The following is a 19647-nucleotide window of genomic DNA, read 5'->3' as shown; positions in this document are numbered from 1 at the left end:
GCCGCACCAATGCCAGGAAGCAGCAGTCGAAGATCCCACGAGCCGCAGACGGGTCGTGGGGTCTTCGGCTGTTCGCAGAGGCCGTCACACGTCGCCGAACTCACCGGAGCGGACGGCGGTCACGAACGACTGCCATGCGTCCGCTGGGAAGGCGAGCACGGGGCCGTGAGGGTCCTTCGAGTCGCGAACGGGGACGGTGCCAGGCGCGCTGTCGGATACCTCGACGCACTGCCCGCCATTGCTGCTGTAGCTGGACTTGAACCAGTCGAGGGTCATAGTTGCCTCCGAAGCTCGCGGATCATCGCCACCGAGTCCGCCTGTGAAAGGGCATGCGTCTGCAGCTGATAGTAGGCCGCCAACTCGGCCGCGACGGCGCTGGCATCCCGTTCCAATCGGCCTTGATGTGCGCTCTCTGCATAGGAGATCAGCGATCGGTCCGGCAATGTCAGAATGGACACCGGAAGATCAAATGCCCTGTCCTCCCCGAGCTGGTACGGGGCAAGCTGGAGCCTCACGGTGGGCTCGTCGGCAAACTCGACCAGACGGTCAAGCTGAGCCACCATCACAGCACTTCCACCCACGGCCCGACGGATGCAGCTCTCATCCATGACCACGTGGACCAAAGGCGGTGGTTCCCGCCGCATGCCCGCCTGACGGCTTATGAGGACGCGCACCCGTTCGTCCGCCTGGTCCTGAGTGATGCTTCTTCGGCGCACGGCGCCCGCCGCAATGGCCGTTGCGTACTCCTTCGTCTGCAGCAAGCCCGGCACGATGCCGAGCTCAAAGAGCCGCAACTCAACGGCCCGATGTTCTTGAGTGACGAACTCTGCGAAGCCTTCCAGCAGTGCGCTGTACTTGACATCGCTCGCCTTGTGCTTGAACGTGCCCGCCTGCGATGTGCCAAACGCGCTGTCAAGTGCTGCCGAGATCTGTCGAGTTGGTTTCCTTCGACCATTTTCAAGAGCCGAGATGTGGGACGAAGTGCAGCCGACCAACCCCGCAAGGTGCTCCTGAGTCCAGCCCCGCTGCTCGCGTGACTGGCGGAGGAACGCCCCGAACTCGGCAGCAGGGGAGGACTGAGGGTCAAGTTCCCGCTTGTTCACGGCGATTCACCCAACCAATCAAACGGCACGGATACGTTGAACAGCTCTGAAGTCTAGGCGAAAGTGGACGCGCTGAGTAGCCGTATCGCTACACATCGAAGCGACTCCGTGACGTCCCTCCGCCCTACCCCTCCGAGGTACCCCCATGCTCGTTTCCTGCCGCTCCCGCACGTTCGCGGCCCGGCTCGACTCCCGCACCGCCTCCACGCCGTTGGCCCGTCTCTTCCTCCGGGCCTACCTCGCCGGCGTGCCCTCCGGCGAGCGCTACTCCGACACCGCCGAACTCCTCCTCGGCGAACTCTTCGCCAATGCCGTCCGGCACTCCGACGCGCCCACCGACCGGCTGGTCGAGGTCCGCTTCGCCGTCGTCGGCGACCGCCTGCGCATCGAGGTGCACGACGCCGGATCCGGGCGTCCCGTCGTCCGGTCCGCCCTTCCGGAGGAGGAGTGCGGGCGGGGGCTGTTCCTCGTCAACGCGCTGGCCGAGCGCTGGGGTTGCTGTCCCCGCTCCGGTGGAGTCGGCAAGTTCGTCTGGGCCCTCGTCGCGCCCGCCCTCCCCGTCGTCGTCACCGCCTGAAAGCGCTCACTCGATGCCTTCGCCCTCCCTGACCACGCTCGCCCGGCACGCGCTCTCCCGGGGCGTCACCCCGGCCGCCGCCTACGCCCTCCTCGCCCGCCGCACCCGTCAACCGCTGCCGTCCGCCCGGGCGGTGTGCCTCGCCCTCGGCATCGCCGCCGCCGAGGCGAGTCGCCGTCTCGACGACTGCCACGCCGCCCTGCTCGCCCACCCCCGCCCCGGCTCCGAGGCCGACACCGGCGAACTCCTCGAAGCCCTCGGCGTCTTCGATGTCCCCGCCGTCCTCACCGACACCGACCGCGCCGTCATCGACCTCTTCCTGGTCGCCATCGACGCCATGGGCGGCATCCGAGCCGGCCACCGCCACGGCCTCGACCGCTGGTTCACCACCGGCAACCTCACCACCGCCTACCTCTCCCTCGCCGCCGCCCACCCCATGCCCCGCACCGGCGACCCGGCCCGCTACTGGACCACCCTCGTCACCGCCGGCGAACTCCTCGCCGCAGCGCCCACCCCCGACACCCGCATCAAACTCGCCCTCGCCCACTGCCGCACCCGAGCCGCCGCCCACGTCTGAACCCGACGCGCAGGAAGTCGGACCCGCCGACTTCCCACGCAGCGCGCCCGTCGGGGCCGGCCGGACCAGGTGGGCCACGGGATCTCCCGTCAGGCGCGGGCCGCAGCCACCGCGTCCGTGTACAGCTCGGTCGTCAGGTCGTCCTCGCCGATCCCGAGGTCGGCCAGCACCGCCCGCACGGCGTCGAGCGCCGCCCCGAGGCCGTCCCGGTCGGCCGCAGCGGTCTCGACCTCGATGAAGGTCGCGTCGAGTTCCGGGACGCGGACGAGCGTGGCGAGGAACTGCCGGCCGTCGCGCTCGAAGGCGTGGTTGCGGCACCGCTTCTCGAACCGGATGCGCGGGGTGAAGCCCAGGCAGCGGATGATCTGGTGAGCCGCCTCGGCGTCCTCCACCCGCGTCTCCGCCTCCCACTTCGACCCTGACGCCTCGTCCACCCGGGCGCCCTTGTACGTGAGCACGGTGCGGGTGCCGTCGGGCCCATGGACGGTGCGGATCCGGAGTTCGCGGTCGCCGTCCGTCAGGCTGCCGTCCGGCGCGTCGTAGTAGGTGTCGTGGTAGACCTCGGCGCGGCCGGATCCGTACTGCTCCGACTGCTCCTCCAGCCGCGCGAGGACGCGTCCGGGATCGCGTACGACGGCCTTGAGTTCCGCCTCGATCGCCATGCCGGTTCCTCCTCCGGATTCGGCCTCAGGGCTCGGCCCGTTCAACCGGTACCTCCCGGCCCCGGCTGCTGGGCGGAGCCACCGTGTGGAGCGGGCGGCCCGGGTTCCTGGGGGAGCGGCGGCAGGCTCTACTTGAGGCCGGCGGCGGCGCAGGCGGCGGCGTAGTCGGCGGTGCAGATGTCGGCGGCCTTGTAGAGGCCGTCGGCGATGACGGTGGCGGCGATGTTGTCCTTGGTGACGACCTTGGCGTCCAGCAGCTTCGCCGGGATGCCCTTGGCGGTGGCGCTGTCGACGCTCGCGGTGGCGACGGACGTGACGTCCTTGCCCTGCAGGAGGTCGACGGCCAGCTCGGCAGCGGTCTCGGCGAGCGGCTTGTACGCCTTGTAGATGGTGTACGCCTGGTCGCCGGTGACGATCCGCTGGATGGCGTCGAGGCCGGAGTCCTGGCCGCCGACGGGGACCTTGACGCCGGCGCCCTTGAGCTGGGTGATGATGGCGCCCGCCATGCCGTCGTTGGCGGAGTAGACGGCCTGGAAGCCGTTCTTGCCGAGCTGGGTGACGGCGGCGGAGATCTTCTGCCCGGCGACGGTCGGGTTCCACTCGCCGGACTGCTCGTAGACGACCTTCTTGATCCTGCCGTCGAGGACCTTGTGCGCGCCGGACTTGAACTGGGCGGCGTTGGGGTCGGCCTCGTCGCCGTCGATCATGACGATGTTCGCGTCGGCGGCCTGCGCGCCGAGCGCGTCGAGCAGGGCCTGGCCCTGGAGTTCGCCGACCTTCTCGTTGTCGAAGGAGGTGTAGGCGGCGACCGGGCCTGAGGCGAGCCGGTCGTAGGCGATGACCTTGACGCCCTTGGCGGCGGCCTCCTTGACCCAGCCCTCGGTGGACTTGGCGTCGAACGCGTCCAGGACGATGACCTTGACACCCTGGGCGATCAGGGTGTCGAACTGCTGCTTCTGCTTGGCGGCGCTGCCCTCGGCGTTGTTGTAGAGCACCTTGCAGTCCGCGCACAGGGTCTTGACCTTGGCCTCGATGAACGGGCGGTCGAAGGACTCGTAGCGGGTCGAGGACGCGTTCTCGGGCAGCAGCAGGCCGATGGACTTGGTGTCGCCGGCGCCGGCGGAGTCCTTCTTGTCGCTGCCGGCCTTCCCGCAGGCGGCGGTCATGGACAGGGCCAGCGCGAGGCCGGTGGTGGAGACGAGGACGCGACGCAGTACGGCGTTCAATTTCGGTGCCTCTCCCTGCGGTCGCCGCGGCTTCACGGCGGGGTGGGGGGAGTCAACCCCGGGCGTGGACATGGCGTCAATAAGTAAAACCAGTCTGCGGGCAATCCGCGTCCACTCGTTGTGTTCGTGAAGATCCCGCCGGTGGCGGCGGCACGAAGAACGGGGGTGCCCGCCGCTCCCCCCGGGCGGCGGACACCCCCGGATCACGGTGGCGGATCGTCAGGGACGATCCAGGGTGATCGAGTTGATCGGGCCCAGGTCGTAGTAGACGCCGTTCTGGGCCGGGATGTCGTAGACGCAGTCGCCGCCGCCCGAGCCGCGGCACAGGTGCGCGTGCGCGCCGCCGGTCTGGTTGTTGAGCACCCAGTGGTTGCCGTACTGGTTGCTCAGGTTGTGGGCGCCGTAGCTGTAGTAGATGTCGGTGGGGGAGACGGCGGGGTTCTGGTTCTGCGGGTAGATGCAGACCGCGCCGGACGGGCAGCCCGCCCAGGAGCCGTCGGCGGCGCCGGCGCTGCCGGTGCCCAGGGCGGTCAGGGCGGCGGTGGCGAGGCCGAGGGCGGCCAGGGCGTGGGTGATCCTGCGCATGGGGTGGTACTCCCTTGGCTGGTGCGGGGCCCGGCGATCGGCCGGACCGGTGCCCGTCAGCCTAGGAACGCGCGGGCGGCGGCGGTCCCTGACATCTGACAGGGGCGCGCCGCCTTGCCCCGGGCCGGCCCGCGCCCTCGGCCCGCGTCCCCCCGGCGCCTCACCCGGTGGCGACCCCCGGCGTCAGGCCCAGCCGCTCCGGACGGGCCGGCGGGCGCAGCTGATCGGGCGCCAGCAGCTCGCGGCGGGCCTGCCAGGCGAGCAGCCGGACCCGGGCCTGCTGGTTGCGTTCCGCCGCGGCCCCGTCCGCGGCGGCAACGGCGTCCGCTTCGCGCATCAACACCCGGGCCGGACGCTCCTCGGCACCGGGCAGGACGTCCAGGACGAGGAAACGCGAGCCCGGCGGGAAGACCACCTCCGGGTCCCCGTCCTCGGCGATCACGGACGTCCGGCGGCCGGTGGCCGACCACACCAGGAACTCCGCCGACGTCCCCGGAACGAGATCGGCCTCCGGAGTCCCGACCAGCGGTGCGGGCTCCGTCAGCAGCGCGTCCCGCACGTAGTGCCGCAGCACCTCCTCGTCCACGTCGGCGCCCAGCAGCACGGGGCCCCGGTGATTGGGCAGCCGGCGCAACCCGGAACCCAGACACGCCAGGTACGGGTCCAGCGCCCCGGGGCCGCCGGGCCGGCGGGCCGCCGCCACCAACTCGGCCCGGGACGCGGGGAGTCCGGTGTCCGCGTGGTGCAGGTAGACCGCTGCGAGATCGTCCTTCAGGTCGTCGCGGGCCTGCGAACGCAGCGCCGGCAACCGCAGGGCGACCTGCTCGGCGCGGCTGGCGTAGCGGTGGAAGTGCGGGCCCAGCAGGGCCCGGAACGCCGCCCGTTCCGCGGCGGTGGACGGACGGCCGACGGCGAACGCGCCGTCCGGCGCGATGAGCCGGGACACGGCGGGGACCTCGGCCGGGCTGTCACCGGCGCTGGCGCTGGCGTTGTCGGTGTCGGTGTCGCCGTCCGGCCCGGCCGTGGGGTCCACGGTGACGGCGACGGGTTCGGTGACGGCGGGTTCCACGGCCGTGGGTCGGGGGCCCGGATCGACGGGTGCCGTCGCCGGCTCGGTCACGGGCCCCGCTGCCGGTTCGGGGGCCGGTTCGGGCTCGGTGTCCGGTGCGTCGGGGAGCGGTGTGCGGGCGGGGGTGGGTTCCTGTGTGCCGGTTGTGGTGTCGGGGCCGGCGGAGGTGGCTGCCCAGGTGGGCGGGTCGGGGAAGCCGGGGTCGCTGGTGGGGTCGGCGTCCTGTCCGGGGGCGTCGGTGTCGTCCGGGGCCGGTCCGACGGGCGGCGTCGGCTCGGGGGTGGGTTCCTGCGTGCCCGTTGCGCCGGTTGTGGTGTCGGGGCCGGCGGAGGTGGCTGCCCAGGTGGGCGGGTCGGGGAAGCCGGGGTCGCTGGTGGGGTCGGCGTCCTGTCCGGGGGCGTCGGTGTCGTCCGGGTCCGGTCCGACGGGCGGCGCCGTCGGCTCGGGGGTGGGTTCCTGTGTGCCGGTTGTGGTGTCGGGGCCGGCGGAGGTGGCTGCCCAGGTGGGTGGGTCGGGGAAGCCGGGGTCGGTGTCCGGTGCGTCGGGGAGCGGCGCTCGGCCGGGCTCGGCCGGGCGGGCGGTCTCCAGTGCGGGGCCCGCGTTCAGGAGCAGCCCCGGTACCGCCGCGCCCGGGACGGTGAGCGCCGTCAGCAGGCCGTCCAGGGCGGCCAGCACCTCCGCCGGCACCGTACGGTCGGCCACGCCCGCGATGAGCACCGGACGGGCCGGGTCGGGGTCGAGCAGCCGCGGGCCGTGGTCCAGCGGCGGGTCCTCCGGGCGCAGCCACAGGCCGGCCGGGACCGCCTCCAGACGCCAGCCCACCACCGGCGCGCGGTAGAGCGCGGGGCCGCAGGACGTGGTGCCGTCGGGCAGGGGACGCCAGGCCGAGGCGACGACGCGGCCGCGGCCGGGGGAAGCGGTCAGCTCGGTCAGCCACGGCTCCCAGCCGGGGATGCCGTCGGCAGCCAGGACCCGGGCGGAGCAGCCGTCCCCGGTGCGCATCGGCAGCCCGACGGCGGCCCGCACGTCGCGGCCCAGCTCGGCCGCGAGGGCGGCGGCCAGGGCGACGAGGGCCGTGGTGGGCGCCCAGGGCGCGCTGACCAGCAGTTCGTCCGGGGCCGGGCGGACACGGCGCAGCCGCTCGGCGATGCCGGCGGCCGCAGGCAGCGGCGCACCGGGGTGACCGACCACCAGGACCAGGGTGCCCGGCGTCGCCGTGGCGCGGGCCAGCAGGCCGGGCCGGACGTCGGGGGCGGGCTCGTCGCGGAACCAGTAGCCGCGCGGCAGCACGGTCACCAGCGGGTCCCCGTCGAACGGGTCGCGGTCACCGCCCGCCACGGGGGAGGGGGTGGGTGCCACGGGGGAGGGGGTGGGTGGTGGCGTCCGAGGGATCACGGGGCCGGTCGCGACCGGCACGGCCGTGCCTGCGGTCGGGGCGGGCAGGGACATCGGGGCGGGCAGGGCCGTCGGTGCGGGGGAGGGGACAGCGGCGGGCACCGGGCCCGTCGCGACCGGCACGGCCGTGCCCGCCACCGGCGCGGGTAGGGCCGTCGGTGCAGGTGCGGGCACCGGGCCGGTCGCGACCGGTACCGCCGTGCCTGCGGCCGGGGCGGGCAAGGCCGTCGGCGCGGGCAGGGCCGTCGGTGCGGGCAAGGCCGTCGGTGCAGGTGTGGGAACCGGTGCGGGGGAGGGGACGGCGGCGGGCACCGGGCCCGTCGCGAACGGCACTGCCGTGCCCGCCGGGTCCACCGCCCGAGCCCGGGTCGCAGCCGCGGCCGCCGCCGTCTCCGGCAGCGGCCACACCGGCCCGAGCCGGCGGGTGCGCCCGGCCGGGGTGCACAGCCACCAGGAGGACGGTTCGCCGTCCTCGGCGCCGCCGGTCAGCAGGGTCCCGTCGGGCCGCAGGGTGACGACGCCGTCGGGGGCGACGATGCTGGTGGCGGCGAGTTCGGCGATCCGCTGGGCGGGGCGCCGCCCGTCCGCCTGGCCGGCGGCCAGCCCGGAGGCGGCGAGGACCAGGGTGGCGGCCCGGCGGGCGGCCGCGGTGCGTGCCAGTTCGTCCAGGCCGGCGAGCAGGACGGGCTGCGCGTCGGCGGCCGCCGCCAGCACCGTCACGGTGCCGACCACGGCCGGCAGCAGGGCCAGCGCGTCGGCGAGTTCGGCGGGCAGCACCGCCGCCCCCTCCGGCGCACCCTCCGCCGGCCCGGGCGCGATGACGAAGTGCGGGCCCGCCTGGTGCAGCACCGCCGGGGCGGCGGCCGGGACGTCGCGGTGACGGGTCAGCCAGCGCCGCACCGGCGCGGTCCCGGCGCTCACTGCTGCGCCCCTTCGGTGTCGTCGACGACCGCGGTCTGCACCTGGACGGTGCGCCGCCGGGTGATGTGCAGGGCCCGTCCGGGCGGGAACGCCCGGGGCTTGGTGTTGCCGAACAGGAAGCCTTCGCTCGGCGGGCAGGACAGCAGCACCGCCGGGGTGTTGACCTCCTCCAGCTTGCGCAGCAGCTGGTCCGAGGAGGCCCGCCCGATGCCGTTGGCGCTGCGCGCCACGATCAGGTGCAGGCCCAGTTCGGCGCCCTGCGCCAGGTAGTCCAGCAGCGGCGCGAACGGGTGGGCGCTCATCCCGCCGGGGGAGCCGGCGACCAGCTCGTAGTCGTCGACCAGGATGAACAGTTCGGGGCCCTCCCACCAGTCCCGCAGCCGCAGCCGCTCGGGCGGGATGTCCGCGCCGGGCAGCCGGTTGGCCATCGCCCGCGCCGCGCCGTCGACGATCTGGCGCAGCACGTCCACGGCGACCGCGTGCCCGAGCCGGTACTCCTGCGGCACCGCGCCCTGCAGTACCCGGCGGTAGTCGACCAGCATGATGCGCGCCTCGTCGGGCCGGTAGGCGCCGGTGATGCCGGCCGCGACCAGCTTCAGCAGGTTCGTCTTGCCCGACTCGCTGTCACCGACCACCACCAGGTGCGGCGTCTCCTCGAAGTCGTGCCACAGCGTGTCCATCGACACGTCCTGCAGGCCCAGCGGGACGCGCAGCCGGCCCTCGGGCGCGGGCAGCGCGGCGGCGGGCAGCTGCAGCGGCAGCATCCGGACCTCGGGCGCGCGCGGCCCCGTCCAGTGCTCGGCGACGGCGTCGACCAGGTCCGCGACCCCGTCGCCGAGGTCGTCGGTGCTGCCGTTGCCGTCCATCCGGGGCAGCGCGGTGAGGAAGTGCAGTTCGTCCACGGTCAGGCCGCGGCCGGGGATCTTGGGCACCGTCCCCGCGACGCGCATGCCGATCGCGGAGTCGACCGGGTCGCCCAGGCGCAGCTCGAAGCGGGTGCCCAGCAGGTCGCGCAGCGCGCCGGTGACCTCGCCCCAGCGGGTGGTGCCCACGATCAGGTGGATGCCGTAGTTGAGGCCGCGCTGGGCGATCAGGGTCAGCGCCGGCGCGAGGTCGGCGAACTCCTGGCGCACGGTGTTCCAGCCGTCGACGACCAGGAAGACGTCGCCGTGCGCCTCCTGCGGCAGCTCACCGGCCGCCAGCATCCGCCGGAACGCCGACACCGAGTCGATGCCGAGCTCGGCGAAGCGCTGCTCGCGCCGCGCGAGGATCGCGTTGACCTCCGCGACCGTGCGCACCACCCGCTCCGGGTCGTGCCGCCCGGTGACCCCGCCCACGTGCGGCAGCCCGCGCAGCGAGGACAGGGTCCCGCCGCCGAAGTCCAGGCAGTAGAACTGCACTTCGCGCGGGGTGTGGGTGAGCGCGAGCGCCGTCATCAGGGCGCGCAGCAGGGTGGACTTGCCGCTCTGCGGACCACCCGCGATCCCCACGTGGCCGTCCGCTCCCGACAGGTCGGCGGTGAGCAGGTCGCGCACCTGCTGGAAGGGCCGGTCGACGACACCGACCGGAACGCTCAGCGTGCCGCGGCCCGCCGCGCCCTCCGTGGTCAGCCCGTGCTCCGGGTGCGGCGCCAGCGGCGGCAGCAACTGGTCCAGGGTGGGCGGCACCCCCAGCGGCGGCAGCCACACCTGGTGCGCCGGCGGACCCGCGTCCAGCAGCATCCCGGCCGCGATGCCGAGCAGGCTGCCGCTCTCCTGCTCCTCCTCCACCTCCGGCTCCTCCAGGACCAGGACGGGCTGACGCGGCGCCACGTACCCGGTGCCGTACGCGGCGACCTGCCCGGCAGCGGCCTGCCGGCGCACGGCCGCGGGCCGCGGCGCCCGGTAGGGGCCGGAGACGTACGCGGCCTTGAACCGGGTCAGCGTGGCGATGTCGCTGCGCAGGAACCCGTTGCCGGGCTGCGACGGCAGGTGGTACGCGTCCGGCACCCCCAGCACGCCCCGGCTCTCCATCGCCGAGAACGTCCGCAACCCCACCCGGTACGACAGGTGCGACTCCAGCGCGTGCATCCGGCCCTCGTCCAGCCGCTGCGAGGCCAGCAGCAGGTGCACGCCCAGCGACCGGCCCAGCCGGCCGATCATGATGAACAGCTCCATGAAGTCCCGGTGCGCGGCCAGCAGTTCGGAGAACTCGTCGACCACCACGAACAGCGTCGGCAGCGGCTCCAGATCGGCCCCGCCCGCCCGCGCGGTCTCGTAGTCCAGCAGCGAACTGTAGTTGCCCGCCGCCCGCAGCAGCTCCTGACGGCGCACCAGCTCACCGTGCAGCGCGTCCCGCATCCGGTCCACCAGCGCCGCCTCGTCGGCCAGGTTGGTGATCACCGCCGAGGTGTGCGGCAGCCGGTCCAGCCCCAGGAACGTCGCACCGCCCTTGAAGTCGACCAGGACGAAGTTCAGCACCTCCGAGGAGTGCGTCAGCGCCAGCGCCAGCACCAGCGTGCGCAGCAGCTCCGACTTGCCCGACCCGGTCGCCCCGATCAGCATCCCGTGCGGACCCATGCCGCCCTGCGCCGACTCCTTGATGTCCAGTTCCACCGGCGTGCCGTCCGCCGCGATCCCCAGCGGCACCCGCAGCCGGTCCGCGATCCCGCGCTGCGCCCAGCTCTGCGCCACGTCGTGCCGGTGCAGGTCCCGGATGCCCAGCAACGACGCCAGGTCGAAATCGCCCGCCAGCGGCTCCCCGGCCTCCACCCGGTCCCCGAGCCGGTACGGCGCCATCAGCGAGGCCAGCCGCCGCGCCGCCGGCAGCGACAACGCGTCCGGCCGCCCCAGCTCCGTCACCTCGTCACGGTGGTTGCGGTCCGCGCCGACCATCGCCAGCCGGCCCTCCTCGATCCGCAGCCGCAGCCGGTGCCGCAACGGCTTCCACTCCAACGCGTCACCCAGGTCCAGCAGCACCGCGTTGCGCCACCCCGCCAGCGCCGCCCGGCTGCCCGCACCGGCCTGCGGACCGTCCAGCACGATCACCGTGAACGGCTCGTCCCGGCCCGGCTGCGCCTCCGGCTCCCACGGCCCGCGCCCCGCGAACTCCGCCCCCAGCAGCTGCTCCAGCTCCGCCGTCGACCCCGCCACCAGCCGCACCGGCCCCAGCGCGTCGGTGTCCACCGGGTGCAGCGCGTGCGGCAGCCACTTCGCCCACTCCCACTGCTCCCGGTGCTCCGCGTCCGTCACCACCGCGATCCGCAGCTCGTCCGGCGCGTGGAACAGCGCCAGCTGCGCCAGCATCGCCCGCGTCAGCGCCCGCGCCGCCTCCCGGTCGTCACCGCGCACCAGCACCTGGGCGTACCCGCGCACGTACACCGCGATCGGCTGGTCCGCGACCGTGCCGTAGGCGTGGATGAACCGCCGCAGCGCGTGCGCGCACAACGGCTCCAGGTCCTCCACCGGCTTCGTCGACAGCGGCGCCAGCCGCACCGCCAGCCGCTGGTGCCCCACCCCGATCCGCACGTCACCGAAGTCCGGGTGCGCGGCGCGCCGCTCCCACAGCCGCGACGTCCGCACCAGCGACGCCGTCGCCCCCGGCGCCGGGTGCCGCCAGGCCAGCGCCTCCTGCTGGCGCACGATGTGCCCGCGCACCTGACGGCGCATCTGCGACAGGTACCGCAGGTAGTCCCGCCGCTCGGCCCGCAACTCCCGCTTGCGGTCACTGGAACCGCGGATCAGCGACGTCACCAGCATGCCCACCGCCGACAGGCCCATCATGCCCATCGCCACGTAGCCGAGCATCCCGCCACCGTCACCGGGACGCAGGAACATGAACACCATCGACAGCGAGCTCAGCGCCATCGGCGCCATCGAGATCATGCTCGACATGCCGCTCTGCGCCTCCGGCAGCACCGGCGGCTCCTGCAACTGGATCTCGCCGTCGGGCATCGCCGGACCGGGGCGCCGGGGCGGACGGTCGACCAGCACCACACTCAACGAACGGCTCCTCGCACCAGGGGGGACGGCCGCGAAGCCCCCGCGGTCCGGGGCGCCGTCCGCCCAGGACCACGGACGGCGCCCCGCCCCGGGTTCACCCGCCGTACGGAATCCGCCACCCGCCGGTGAACCCCGCAGCCCCCGCGGCCCGTGGCCCAGGGTGAGGGAGACCGCCCCGCCGGGCGGGACGGCCCAGGCCGTACGGACGTGAGGAGAGCCTTGAACGGGAGCGCCAACGGGACCGCAGTCGCCGGACTGTGCCGACTGAGGTTCCACGCACCCGACGCGGTGTTCGACCTCGCGGTCCCCGCCGACGTGCCACTGGCCGACCTGCTGCCGGCCGTCCTCGCCCACGCCGGCGACGACCTCGACGAACAGGGCGCCGAACACGACGGCTGGATCCTCCAACGCCTCGGCGAACCACCCCTGGACGAAGAACTCGGCGCCGACGCCCTCGGCCTGCACGACGGCGAGGACCTCCACCTGCGCCCGCGCCGCGACCCCCTGCCCGAAGTCCACTACGACGACCTCGCCGACGGCGTCGCCACCGGCATGCGCGAACGCCCCGACACCTGGCGCCCCGCCCTCACCCACCACGTCGCCCTCGCCCTGGCCGTCACCGCCCTCGCCGGCGGCCTCGCCCTCCTCCTCCTGCCCGGCCCGCCCCACCTGCGCGCCGGCGCCGCCGCCACCACCGGCCTGTTCCTGCTCCTCGGCGCCCTCAGCGCCTCCCGCGCCGTCGGCGACGCCGGCGCCGGCACCGCCCTCGGCACCACCGCCGTGCCCTACCTCGCCCTCGCCGGCGCCCTCCTCACCACCGACACCGGACCCTCCGCCACCGGAGCCCGCCTCCTCGCCGGCGGCTGCGCCGGCGCCGGAGCCGCCGTCCTCGCCATGGCCGCCGTCGGCTGCTCCGCCCCGCTCTTCCTCGGCCTGGTCCTGCTCGCCCTGCAGGTCACCACCGCCGGCGCCCTGCTCCTCGCCGGCCTCACCGCACCCGCCACCGCCGCCGTCCTCGCCGTCCTGCCCGTCGCCACCGCGTCCTTCCTGCCCGGCCTGAGCTTCCGCCTGTCCGGCATGCGCCTGCCCGCCCTGCCCCGCAACGCCGAGGAACTCCAGGAAGGCATCGAAGCCGTCCCCGCCGCCTCCGTGCGCTCCCGCAGCGCCGTCGCCGACGACTTCCTGACGGCCTTCCACCTCACCCTCGCCCCCGTCCTCGCCCTCGCCCTGGTCACCCTCACCGGCCAGGACGGCTGGGCCCCCACCGCCCTGACCTGCGCCCTCGCCCTCCTGCTCCTGCTGCACTCCCGCGGCATCGGCAGCATCCCCCAGCGCCTGGCCGTCCTCGTCCCCGGCGCCCTGGGCCCCGCCCTGCTCACCGCCCACCTCGCCGCCGGCCAGTCCACCGCCGCCCGCCTGGGCCTGCTCGCCGCCCTGCTCGCCGCCGCCGCCGTCCTGGCCGCCGTCTCCTGGACCGTCCCCGGCCGGCGCCTGCTGCCCTACTGGGGCCGCGCCGCCGACCTCCTGCACACCCTCGCCGCCGTCACGGTCCTCCCGCTCGCCCTCGCCGCCGCCGGCACCTACCACGGGCTGCGCGCCATCGCCGGCTGAACCCCGCCGCCACCCGACCGCGCCCCGCCGGCCCCACGCCCCGCCCCGCCCCCGAGGAGAACCACGCCATGCAGTCGAAGCGCGACCAGGTGCAGGCCCACCTGTTCGTGATGGGCCGCCTCGCCACCGGCATGCTCCGCGGCGAACCCGACGCCCCCGACGCCCCCACCGGACGCACCTCCCGCGGCATCGTCACCGGCACCGTCCTCGCCGTCCTCGCCTGCCTGGGCGCCGCCGTCTACGGCGTCCTCGTCCCCGGCGGCGCCACCGGCTGGAAGAAACCCGGCACCCTCGTCCTGGTCAAGGAGAGCGGCGCCCGCTACCTCTACCTCGACGGCACCCTCCACCCCCTGCTCAACGAGACCACCGCCCGCCTCATCGCCGGCGACCAGCTCACCGTCGACCAGGTCAGCACCCACTCCCTCGCCGACACCCCCCGCGGCGCCCCCCTCGGCCTCCTCGGCGCCCCCGACGGCCTGCCCGAACCCGGCCGGCTCACCACCGCCCCCTGGCTCACCTGCGCCGCCCTGCGCCCCAGCCCCTCCGGCGACCGCCGCCCGCACCTGGCCCTCGCCGTCGACCCCGCCACCCGCGGCACCGCCCTCACCGACAACCAGGCCCTCCTGGTCACCGCCCCCGACGGCACCACCCACCTCCTGTGGCACGGCCGCCGCCTGCGCCTGGACACCCGCAACGGCGCCCGCCAGGCCCTCGGCCAGAGCGCCGCCACCGCCCAGCCCGTCCCCCAGGCCTTCCTCAACGCCCTGCCCGCCGGCCCCGACCTCGCCGCCCCCGACCTCGACCAGCGCGGCACCCCCGGCCCCGACCTCGCCACCCGCCCCACCCGCATCGGACAGCTCTTCACCGGCCCCAACGGCGACCGTTACCTCCTCACCCCCGCCGGACTCACCCCGCTCACCCCGATGGCCTTCGAACTGCTGCGCAACGACCTGCGCACCCAGCAGAGCGCCTACCAGAACGCCGCCGTCACCCCCGCCGACGTGGGCGCCGCCGACCTCGCCGCCCACAGCGCACCCCCCGCACCCCCCGCCACCGCCGCCACCGCCCTGCCCACCACCGTGCCCGAACTCCTGACCGCCCCCCAGGGCCGCGACGTCTGCGCCGAACTGCGCCCCGGCGACCCCGGGCCCACCACCGCCGTCACCCTCGTCGACGACACCGCCCTGCAGGGCTCCGCCCCCACCGCCCAGCCCGGCGTCGAGGCGCCCTGCGCCACCGCCGACACCATTGCGGTGCGCCCCGGCGGTGGCGCCCTGGTCCGCGCCCTGTCCACCGCCGGCACCGGCGCGACCCTCTACCTGGTCACCGACAACGGGGTGAAGTACCCGCTGCCCTCACCCGCCGTCGCCAAGCAGCTCGGCTACGGCGACGCCGCCCCGCCGGGCATCCCCGAGGCACTGCTGACCCTGCTGCCCACCGGCCCCAGCCTCGACCCGGCCGCCCTCACCGGCACCCCCGCCGCCCCCGCGCCCGCCGCCCCCGCACCCGCCTGCCCGCGGTGAACCCGCCGCCGACACGGCGCCGTTGACCTGAAATGAACCCGGCATCCTCAAGCCCGGGCCGACGAAAGGAACCACCCGATGGCCCCCAACCTGCAGACAGACGACGCGGTCGTCCGCGGCATCCTGGCGACCCTGGAGAGCCACATGGACGCGATGACGCGCGCCGGCACGGAGGTCGAGAACGTCAACAGCGAGATCCAGCAGCACTTCAAGGCCGCCTGCAGCACCCAGTACCAGGGGAAGATCGAGGACTGGCAGCACCGCTACCAGCAGCTAAAGAGCGCCTACCAGACCTTCCACGGCAGCTTCGGCGCCGGGCACCAGCAGGTCAACACCGCCCACGACGAGGCCGCGGGCGTCGGCGCCAACTGGGGCGGCGCCTCCGCCGACATCTACAACGGCCTCAACCCCTGACCCCGCCCCCCGCCACGCCCGCCCCACCCGACGACCCCACCGAGAGGACCCCCGATGGCCAACATCATGCTCAACCACGCCAACATCGACGAGGCCGCCGACGCCCTGACCCAGGCCGGCCAGGGCATGCACACCGCCATGGACAACTGCATGGCGGCCATCAAGACCGCCGAGGCCCAGCTGAGCGGTGACCTCGCCACCGCCGCCAACGCCTTCTACCAGGTGCTCGCCACCCAGAACGGCACCATGAACGACGACATCGTCAAGGGCGCCGAGGTCCTGCGCACCATGCACGGCCTGCTGCGCGACGCCGACAAGCGCGCCGCGGCCGGCATCGGCTGATGGGCACCCCCACGGAGCCCAACTACGAGCACACGCTCAGCGTCAACAAGGACGACCTCCAGTACTTCGCGAACACGGAGATCGGCGCCCTCCTGGACGACCTGAACAAGAACTCCGGTTACAACGTGATGCAGCGCTACGCGGGGATGCTGGACGACACGGGCAACTCGCTGCTGGTGGGCAACAGGCTGTTCTTCGCGGACTCGGTCGTCCTCGACTTCAAGAACCTGGCCACCGGCCTGGCCACCGACCTCGGCACCCTCAAGGCCCAGATGCGCCAGGCCCAGGTGAAGATCCAGCTGACGCTGACCATCATGGACGAGGCCCACGAGGAAGCCATGACGGCGGCCGAGATGATGGAGGTCCTCACCAAGGTGTCGGGCGCCGCTCCGCCCAAGTCGGGTAAGTAACACAGTAGTTGACCGTACCGAGTATGTGGGGGCACTGATGGCCGGGACCTGGGAGCAGGTGCTCGCGTTCTTCGCGGGCCCGGACCAGAAGATCGTCGACAGGAGCAAGGTCGCGGAGCTGCCCGCCGGGGCCAAGTCCTGGATCAGGCCGGACCAGGTCCAGAAGGGCACGTCCGGCGCCAACTTCTACTACGGCACAACGACCGACACCGGGCGTGCGGACATGGCCACGACGGGCGAGAGCAAGCCCGACGTGTGGTGGGCGTGGAACTACACCTTCAACAATGTCAGGCACTATGTCCTGATCGGGATCCCGGTCAACTACACGGACTGGGGCAACGACACGGACAAGCCGCTGTCCCAGTTCATCCACCAGCACGAGGGGATCCTCGGGCCGCTGGCGGGCGGCGGCGGCAACGGCACGGTCGACCCCCGGAGCCTGCGGGTCGCCGCGCAGGGCCTGAGGGACGTGGGCACGTGGCTGGACACCTGGTACCCGCGGACGAAGAAGTGGGCCGACCTGATCGACGGCCCGGACAGCAACTGGCAGGGCGACGCGGCCGGCGAGTTCAAGATGCTGCTCAAGCGGTACGCGCTGGAGATGGAGACCATGCGACTCCAGCTGGACACGGTGAAGCACCCGGCGGACCTGGAGGCGGCAGCCGACCAGATCCCGAAGACGGTCAACGGCCTCTACACCGTCCACAAGGGGTGGTGGGACTCCGGGGATCTGTGGCCCAGCCACGCCATCTACTGGGCGCTGGCGGAGGAGATGGACGGCCAGAAGCCGGTGTTCAACGCCAACGGCCAAGTGACGTCCATCCCCTCCAAGACGCTCGGCGACGCCACCCAGGACGCCTTCTACGTCGCCCTGGAGAAGAAGGCGAAGGAAATCTGGCTGGCCAACGTCGTCATGCACCTCGACGCGCGGAAGGGCATGTACGGCACCGGGACGGATCCGACGGACGCCCTGGCCACCTCCTACTCCACGCTGGTCGCGGACTTCGGCCGCGGCTACGTCAACATCAGCCTGGACCTGCCCACCCAGGCGCCCCCCGGCCCGGGCGCGGGCGACGGCACCGGTGGTGACGGCAAGGGCGGTGCCGGAGGCGGCGGTGACGGCAAGGGCGGCGACCTCGGCCTGGGTGACGGCGCCGGCGGCGGTGGCGGCGGTGGCGGCAGCAAGTTCGACCTGTCGGGCGGCGCCGGCGGCGGCAAGGGCGGCGACGGCAAGGGCGGCAGCTCCAAGACCCACCTGCCGCCGCCGCCCCCGGTCATCGGGGCCGGCGGTGGCGGTGGCGGCGGCGCCGGCATCGGGGGCGACGGCGCGGGCACGCCGATCCTCGACAAGGACCACAAGCCCGTCCTCGACGCCAACAAGAAGCCGGTGCTGCTGCCCCCCGGCGGCTACATCGGCAAGGACGGCCAGGTCTACGACGCCAACGGCCAGAAGGTGCTCGACAAGAACCACAAGCCGGTGATCGTCCCGCCGGGCTCGGACGTCCCGCCCGGCACGGGCGGCGGCATCTACGGGCAGAACGCCAAGGTGCCCAAGGGCTCGAAGATCCGCGACGACGGGACGGTGGTCGGCCCCGACGACAAGGACGTGCTGGACCGCGACGGCAACCCCGTGGTGGTGCCCAAGGGCGGCTCCATCGCCGGGGACGGCACGTTGCTCGACTCCACCGGCCGTCCGATCTCCGACATCTCCCAGCGCTACACCGACCGGCAGCACGCCATCGACGCGATGGTGGGCAGCGGCGGCAGTGGCGGCGGCGGTGGTGGGACCGGCGGGGGCGGCGGCATCCGGCCGCCGTCCACCGGGTCCGACTGGAACCTGGACCTCGGCTCCTCCTTCGGCGACTACGGATCCGGCTCGACGTCGGGCGCAGGCTCGGCCTCCGGCAGCGGCGGCCTGGGTTCCTACGCCGGCCTCTTCGGCTCCGGCGGGGGAGCGGGCGGCTCCGGGGGCATCCCGTCCGGCGGCGGCTCGATGCCCAAGCTGGTCGGCTCCGGAGGCGGGCTGAGCCCGCAGGCCATCGAGAACAGCGGCGGGCTGGCCCCGGGCGGCAAGACGGCGGCCGCCGCGGCCGCCGAGTCGGCGGCCGCGGAGAAGGCCGCGCTGCAGAAGGCCTCCGCGCTGGCCGCCGAGGAGCAGGCCGCGATGCGCGGCCGGTCGATGTCCACCAGCGGCGGCGGCATGCCGATGATGCCGCCGATGGGCGGCGGCATGGGCGGTGGCATGGGCGGCCAGGGCGAGAAGGACCGTCAGCGCACCACCTGGCTGGCCGAGGACGAAGAGGTCTGGGGCACCGAGACCGGTGCGGTCAACGGCGTGATCGGCCGCTGAGCGGCACACGGCCCACCAGCAGCCCACCAGCAGGGGGGCGGCGTCCCAGGAGAGGGACGCCGCCCCGGGAATGAACGGAAAAGGCATGTCGTACTCGTTCGAGGACCAACTGAACCAGGCCATGGCCTCGTTGGAGGAGCAGAAGGAGAGGCTGGCCGAGTCGACGCGCAAGATGCAGGCGATGACCGCCGAGGCCAGGAGCAAGGACCGGATGGTCACCGCGAAGGTCGGCCCCCAGGGCGAACTGCTCGCGCTGACCTTCCACACCACCGCCTACCAGTCCATGGCCCCGGCCGAGCTGAGCACCGTGCTGAAGGACGTGCTCAACGAGGCCAAGGCCCGGATGGGCGACCGGATCACCGCCGAGATGCGCACCTTCGAGGGCGTCGGCGAGAGCCTGCGGCTGGGCTTCACCGGCGATCGCGGCGACGAGGACCTGTTCGGAGCCGGCGGCGGACTGGACCTGGACGCGCTGCTCGCCCCGCTCACCGCGATGCGCCCCGGCGCCGACCGGACGGCCAAGTCCCGCAAGCAGGAGGAGTTCAATGGCTAACACGCTGCGCAAGGACGAGGGCCTCAAGGCGGCGTTCACCAACTTCGACGACGTGGCCGCCCTCGTCGAGAAGATCAACACGGAGATCGTGGACATCAACACCAAGAACGTCAAGGCCGGCGGCGGCGACGACATCGGCAAGCAGTACCACGAGAAGATCGACAAGCCCACCGCTGACCTGACCGGGCTGACCACGCAGATCCGCAACAAGCTGAAGGCGATGTCCGCGCACGGCCAGGGCACGGCCGACCTCTTCGACGCCGCCGACGAGCACAACCTCGGCCTGGTCTGAACCGCCCTCGCCAGGGCCTGACTCCGGGCCTGCCCGCCCGCCCCCGCACCCCCGTAC

The 19647-nt window shown here is 73.8% G+C and carries 17 protein-coding genes; 10 read left to right on the top strand and 7 right to left on the bottom strand.

What is annotated here, in order from left to right; genetic code table 11:
* Positions 1-84: 84 nt before the first annotated feature.
* Together AB0D10_RS35385 and AB0D10_RS35380 are read right to left on the bottom strand one after the other, a co-directional pair.
* A complete protein-coding gene (locus AB0D10_RS35385) occupies positions 85-276 on the bottom strand; it encodes a DUF397 domain-containing protein (RefSeq protein WP_360263607.1) in 192 nt (63 codons plus the stop codon).
* A complete protein-coding gene (locus tag AB0D10_RS35380; protein WP_360263604.1) occupies positions 273-1103 on the bottom strand; it encodes a helix-turn-helix transcriptional regulator in 831 nt (276 codons plus the stop codon). The genes AB0D10_RS35385 and AB0D10_RS35380 overlap by 4 nt, the downstream gene beginning before the upstream one ends.
* A 145-nt stretch (positions 1104-1248) precedes the next feature.
* Between AB0D10_RS35380 and AB0D10_RS35375 the strand changes: the two genes are divergently transcribed.
* Both AB0D10_RS35375 and AB0D10_RS35370 read left to right on the top strand, forming a co-directional pair.
* The gene (locus tag AB0D10_RS35375; protein ID WP_360263601.1) at positions 1249-1680 is read left to right on the top strand and encodes an ATP-binding protein; all 432 of its coding nucleotides are present in this window, start codon (positions 1249-1251) and stop codon (positions 1678-1680) included.
* A gap of 13 nt (positions 1681-1693) precedes the next feature.
* Positions 1694-2257, top strand: a complete 564-nt coding sequence (locus AB0D10_RS35370) for a hypothetical protein (RefSeq protein WP_360263599.1) — start codon at positions 1694-1696, stop codon at positions 2255-2257.
* An 89-nt stretch (positions 2258-2346) separates the two neighbouring features.
* Here AB0D10_RS35370 and cyaB read toward each other — a convergent pair whose 3' ends face one another.
* The 5 genes from cyaB to eccCa form a co-directional block, all read right to left on the bottom strand.
* On the bottom strand, positions 2347-2919 hold the full coding sequence (cyaB, locus tag AB0D10_RS35365) for a class IV adenylate cyclase (RefSeq protein WP_360263596.1): 573 nt from the start codon (positions 2917-2919) through the stop codon (positions 2347-2349).
* Positions 2920-3047: 128 nt separating this feature from the next.
* Positions 3048-4145: a substrate-binding domain-containing protein gene (locus tag AB0D10_RS35360; RefSeq protein WP_360263593.1), complete on the bottom strand. Its 1098-nt coding sequence runs from the start codon at positions 4143-4145 to the stop codon at positions 3048-3050.
* 219 nt (positions 4146-4364) lie between these two features.
* Complete coding sequence (locus tag AB0D10_RS35355; protein WP_360263590.1) at positions 4365-4730, bottom strand: hypothetical protein; 366 nt, start codon at positions 4728-4730, stop codon at positions 4365-4367.
* 160 nt (positions 4731-4890) lie between these two features.
* Positions 4891-8115 carry a hypothetical protein gene (locus AB0D10_RS35350; RefSeq protein WP_360263588.1) on the bottom strand — a complete coding sequence of 1075 codons (3225 nt, stop codon included), beginning with the start codon at positions 8113-8115 and terminating at the stop codon, positions 4891-4893.
* A complete protein-coding gene (gene eccCa, locus AB0D10_RS35345) occupies positions 8112-12047 on the bottom strand; it encodes a type VII secretion protein EccCa (protein ID WP_360263685.1) in 3936 nt (1311 codons plus the stop codon). Before eccCa ends, AB0D10_RS35350 begins: the two co-directional genes overlap by 4 nt.
* 267 nt (positions 12048-12314) lie before the next feature.
* Here eccCa and eccD point away from each other — a divergent pair, with 267 nt between their 5' ends.
* From eccD to AB0D10_RS35305, 8 genes are all read left to right on the top strand, one after another.
* Entirely contained in the window at positions 12315-13706 is a 1392-nt protein-coding gene (gene eccD / locus AB0D10_RS35340; RefSeq protein WP_360263585.1) for a type VII secretion integral membrane protein EccD, read from the top strand.
* 68 nt (positions 13707-13774) lie between these two features.
* Positions 13775-15229: a type VII secretion protein EccB gene (eccB, locus tag AB0D10_RS35335; RefSeq protein WP_360263583.1), complete on the top strand. Its 1455-nt coding sequence runs from the start codon at positions 13775-13777 to the stop codon at positions 15227-15229.
* A 78-nt stretch (positions 15230-15307) separates the two neighbouring features.
* Positions 15308-15643: a hypothetical protein gene (locus AB0D10_RS35330; RefSeq protein WP_360263580.1), complete on the top strand. Its 336-nt coding sequence runs from the start codon at positions 15308-15310 to the stop codon at positions 15641-15643.
* Positions 15644-15697: 54 nt separating this feature from the next.
* A complete protein-coding gene (locus AB0D10_RS35325; protein WP_360263577.1) occupies positions 15698-15985 on the top strand; it encodes a hypothetical protein in 288 nt (95 codons plus the stop codon).
* Positions 15985-16395 carry a hypothetical protein gene (locus AB0D10_RS35320; protein WP_360263575.1) on the top strand — a complete coding sequence of 137 codons (411 nt, stop codon included), beginning with the start codon at positions 15985-15987 and terminating at the stop codon, positions 16393-16395. The genes AB0D10_RS35325 and AB0D10_RS35320 overlap by 1 nt, the downstream gene beginning before the upstream one ends.
* 37 nt (positions 16396-16432) lie before the next feature.
* Positions 16433-18745 carry a hypothetical protein gene (locus tag AB0D10_RS35315; protein ID WP_360263573.1) on the top strand — a complete coding sequence of 771 codons (2313 nt, stop codon included), beginning with the start codon at positions 16433-16435 and terminating at the stop codon, positions 18743-18745.
* A gap of 85 nt (positions 18746-18830) precedes the next feature.
* A complete protein-coding gene (locus tag AB0D10_RS35310) occupies positions 18831-19298 on the top strand; it encodes a YbaB/EbfC family nucleoid-associated protein (RefSeq protein ID WP_360263570.1) in 468 nt (155 codons plus the stop codon).
* Positions 19291-19590: a hypothetical protein gene (locus AB0D10_RS35305; RefSeq protein WP_360263567.1), complete on the top strand. Its 300-nt coding sequence runs from the start codon at positions 19291-19293 to the stop codon at positions 19588-19590. The genes AB0D10_RS35310 and AB0D10_RS35305 overlap by 8 nt, the downstream gene beginning before the upstream one ends.
* The last annotated feature ends 57 nt before the right edge of the window (positions 19591-19647 follow it).

This window comes from Kitasatospora sp. NPDC048545 (genome assembly GCF_040651155.1).
GTDB lineage: Bacteria > Actinomycetota > Actinomycetes > Streptomycetales > Streptomycetaceae > Kitasatospora.
Note: the sequence above shows the minus strand (reverse complement) of the source record. Positions and strands in the feature narration are given on the sequence as shown.

Excerpts from the sequence above, each read along its gene's own strand:
- AB0D10_RS35310 (WP_360263570.1), top strand. The coding sequence starts at position 18,831 with ATGTCGTACTCGTTCGAGGACCAACTGAACCAGGCCATGGCCTCGTTG.
- AB0D10_RS35330 (WP_360263580.1), top strand. The coding sequence starts at position 15,308 with ATGGCCCCCAACCTGCAGACAGACGACGCGGTCGTCCGCGGCATCCTG.
- AB0D10_RS35315 (WP_360263573.1), top strand. The coding sequence starts at position 16,433 with ATGGCCGGGACCTGGGAGCAGGTGCTCGCGTTCTTCGCGGGCCCGGAC.
- AB0D10_RS35355 (WP_360263590.1), bottom strand. The coding sequence starts at position 4,730 with ATGCGCAGGATCACCCACGCCCTGGCCGCCCTCGGCCTCGCCACCGCC.
- AB0D10_RS35370 (WP_360263599.1), top strand. The coding sequence starts at position 1,694 with ATGCCTTCGCCCTCCCTGACCACGCTCGCCCGGCACGCGCTCTCCCGG.
- AB0D10_RS35375 (WP_360263601.1), top strand. The coding sequence starts at position 1,249 with ATGCTCGTTTCCTGCCGCTCCCGCACGTTCGCGGCCCGGCTCGACTCC.
- eccB (WP_360263583.1), top strand. The coding sequence starts at position 13,775 with ATGCAGTCGAAGCGCGACCAGGTGCAGGCCCACCTGTTCGTGATGGGC.
- AB0D10_RS35325 (WP_360263577.1), top strand. The coding sequence starts at position 15,698 with ATGGCCAACATCATGCTCAACCACGCCAACATCGACGAGGCCGCCGAC.
- AB0D10_RS35305 (WP_360263567.1), top strand. The coding sequence starts at position 19,291 with ATGGCTAACACGCTGCGCAAGGACGAGGGCCTCAAGGCGGCGTTCACC.
- eccCa (WP_360263685.1), bottom strand. The coding sequence starts at position 12,047 with ATGCCCGACGGCGAGATCCAGTTGCAGGAGCCGCCGGTGCTGCCGGAG.
- cyaB (WP_360263596.1), bottom strand. The coding sequence starts at position 2,919 with ATGGCGATCGAGGCGGAACTCAAGGCCGTCGTACGCGATCCCGGACGC.
- AB0D10_RS35385 (WP_360263607.1), bottom strand. The coding sequence starts at position 276 with ATGACCCTCGACTGGTTCAAGTCCAGCTACAGCAGCAATGGCGGGCAG.
- AB0D10_RS35320 (WP_360263575.1), top strand. The coding sequence starts at position 15,985 with ATGGGCACCCCCACGGAGCCCAACTACGAGCACACGCTCAGCGTCAAC.